Below are 2,809 nucleotides of genomic sequence, written 5' to 3'. Positions count from 1 at the left end.
AAGTGGCCACGGCGCACCAAACCTGCCATAAGAGACTTCCCGTCAACGCCGCGCGCTTGAGGTCCTTGCCTTGAGCTTTCGGGCCATGGCTGGTCATCGTGTTGTCCTCTTTGCTGCGTCGTGCGTGTCAGTGCTGCGTGGTGATGCAACGAATGTCAGACTGCATTTCCATAAACGGTCTTGTTGCGCCGCTGATGCTGGCGCGGACCAGGGTAAAAACCGCACCCGGAGACCTCGTTCGTTTTTCGGTATCGTCGGTGTTCGGGGATCAGCCGAAACACGGGGTGACGTCCGGCAGGTTAGTCAGGTTCTCTCCGGGTCGGTCTGACCGTTGTCGACCACTTCGCGCTGACGTGAAAGGATGTGCGTTCGTGTCATGCCATGCCGGCGATCCTCACCGCGCGCTTGCCGGCCGGGCGCTGCACCATCGGGTGCTTCAGCCACGCCTCGGCGTCGTAGGCTTCCTCGCGCGCCAGCATCGCCCACAGTTGCCGCGCGTGTTTGTTCGCAATCGCCACCAGCAGCTTGCCGAACGGCATCCGACACGCCAGTTGGCGGATCCAGATCTGCTCGGGCGTGGCCCGATCCTGTGCAGTCACCTTGGCGCGCTGCAGGCTGCTGCGCGCGCCCTGGATCAGCAGCGTGCGCAGGTAGGCATCGCCGCGGCAACTGATCGTGCCCAGGCGGGTGTGCCCGCCGCTGGAGTGCTGGGTCGGCACCAGGCCGAGCCATGCGGCCAGTTGCCGGCCGTTCTTGAACTCCTTGGCCGAGCCGACGCTCGCCACCATCGCATCGGCGGTGAGCGGGCCAATGCCGATCAGCGCGCGCAGCCGCACGCAGCGCTCATCCGCCTTGGCGTGCGCTTCGATGCGCGCATCGCACGCGGCGATGCGGTCGCGCACCTGCGCCCAGTGCGCGCTGAGATCGCGCAGCAGTTCCTTCAGCTCCGCAGGCAACGATGCCGCTGCGTCGAGATCCGCCAAAGCGACGCGCAACGCCCGGTCACCCTGCGCCATCACGATCCCGAACTCGGCCAACAGGCCGCGCAGGCGGTTGCTGATCTCCAGTCCCTCGGTCTTGTAGCCCTCGCGCACCCGATGCCATGCCAGCCGCGCCTGCTGCTCGACCGACTTGACCGGCACAAAGCGCATGTTGCCCTGGCGTGCCGCCGTGGCAATCGCCTCGGCATCGTTGCGGTCGTTCTTGGCCGTGCGGTTCTTGCGGAATGGCGTCACGAACTGCGCCGCCATCAGGCGTGGCTGCAGACCGACCTCCAGACAGCGCCGCGCCCAGTGGTGCGCACCGCTGCAGGCTTCCATCGCCACCACCGTGCCGGCCCGCACCAGCGCCAGCCACAGCGCAAACGCCTCACGCCCAAGATCCTGCCGCCGCTGCACATGCCCGGCGGCATCGACCGCGCACACGGAAAACAGGTCCTTCGCCAAATCCACGCCCATGGTTATAGTGCTCATCGAGACTTCCCCTTCTGCTGACGGTTGTGGAAACCATCATGGCCCTCGAGGCCGTTGGAAGCGGGAAGTCTCTTTTTACTCATTCAAGCCGACGCCGCTTGGCGGCGCGGCTTAATTCAGACGTTAGGCCCCAGACTCCTACTGTGTGCCCCTCCATGCACCTGAATCAAGTCACCCTGCCCGCCCTTGACATCGAGGCATCGATCAGGTTCTATCGCGGCATCGGCCTTCGGCTCATCGTGAATTCGTTGCCGCACTACGCCCGCTTGGAAACGCCGGATGGCGAATCCACGCTCTCACTACATCAGGTCAGCTCCATCGCGCAGGAAACTGGTGTCGTAATCTACTTTGAGTACGCCGATCTCGACGCAGAGGTGCGGCGCTTGCAGGAGCATGGCTACGCCTTCGATCAACCGCCCAGAGACGAGCGATGGCTTTGGCGCGAGGCGCGACTCCGCGACCCGTCGAAAAACGTTGTCTGCCTCTACTGGGCCGGCGAGAATCGCCGCTTCCCTCCTTGGCGCGTGCAAGAGTGAGTTTTCGCAACCTGCTCCCAATGCACGGCAACGGTGCGCTGAGGCCTAACCCCTCCATAAGAGACTTCCCGTCAACGCCGCGCGCTTGAGGTCCTTGCCTTGAGCTTTCGGGCTTTCGCTGGTCTTCGTGTTGTCCTCTTTTCTGCGTCGTGCGTGTCAGTGCGGTGCGGTGTTGCAACGTTGCCAGTGTCTTGAGCAACACGGAGTGAAGCCATGAACGTGATGACGGTAGGCGGATACAACGCAAAGATCGAGTACGACCCTGAGATTGATATGTTCAGGGGCGATATTCTTGGCCTTAATGGCGGAGCGGACTTCTACGGCAAGACCCCGAAGGAACTCAGGGCGGAGTTCAAGAAGTCCTTGGCGGTCTTCCTTGAGGTCTGCAAGGAAAAGGGTATCGAACCCCGGCGAAACTACTCTGGGAAGTTCAACCTTCGAATTCCTCCGGAGCTTCACGAGAGGCTCGCCATCACCGCTCAAGCCGAGGGCAAGAGCATCAACACGCTGGTCCAGGAAGTACTCACGCAACGTGTCGCTGCCTGATGCCCAGCCCTCCGCGTAAGAGACTTCCTGGCTGGGCGCAGCGGGCACTGGCTGGCCGGCTGCCGGAACCTTTGCGGCGCGCGCGGTTTTTCTCACGGGCCCCGCCGCAAAGCCATTCCACTCGTTGCCACGCGCGGCGCACAATCCGCGCATGACTGCCGCCGCCGCCGCCGATGCGCGCCCACGCTGGGCGTGGCTGCTGCCTTTCGCGCTGATCTTTCTGCTGCCGTTCGGGCGCGCCGCCGAGTTGGGCAC

At 63.7% G+C, this 2,809-nt stretch carries 3 protein-coding genes; 2 read left to right on the top strand and 1 reads right to left on the bottom strand.

The features are described 5' to 3' along the window. Positions 1-374: 374 nt before the first annotated feature. The gene (locus tag ACYDAT_RS16065) at positions 375-1,472 is read right to left on the bottom strand and encodes an IS110 family RNA-guided transposase (protein ID WP_461451446.1); all 1,098 of its coding nucleotides are present in this window, start codon (positions 1,470-1,472) and stop codon (positions 375-377) included. A gap of 155 nt (positions 1,473-1,627) precedes the next feature. Between ACYDAT_RS16065 and ACYDAT_RS16060 the strand changes: the two genes are divergently transcribed. Next, positions 1,628-2,008, top strand: coding sequence for a VOC family protein (locus ACYDAT_RS16060; protein ID WP_461451444.1), 381 nt, complete (start codon positions 1,628-1,630; stop codon positions 2,006-2,008). Between the two features lie 213 nt (positions 2,009-2,221). After that, entirely contained in the window at positions 2,222-2,554 is a 333-nt protein-coding gene (locus tag ACYDAT_RS16055) for a type II toxin-antitoxin system HicB family antitoxin (RefSeq protein ID WP_461451442.1), read from the top strand. The last annotated feature ends 255 nt before the right edge of the window (positions 2,555-2,809 follow it).

The organism is Metallibacterium sp., from assembly GCF_054637675.1.
The sequence above is the reverse complement of the archived record's forward strand: the minus strand, read 5'-3'. Positions and strand labels throughout refer to the sequence as shown.

Excerpts from the sequence above, each read along its gene's own strand:
- ACYDAT_RS16065 (WP_461451446.1), bottom strand. The coding sequence starts at position 1,472 with ATGAGCACTATAACCATGGGCGTGGATTTGGCGAAGGACCTGTTTTCC.
- ACYDAT_RS16060 (WP_461451444.1), top strand. The coding sequence starts at position 1,628 with ATGCACCTGAATCAAGTCACCCTGCCCGCCCTTGACATCGAGGCATCG.
- ACYDAT_RS16055 (WP_461451442.1), top strand. The coding sequence starts at position 2,222 with ATGAACGTGATGACGGTAGGCGGATACAACGCAAAGATCGAGTACGAC.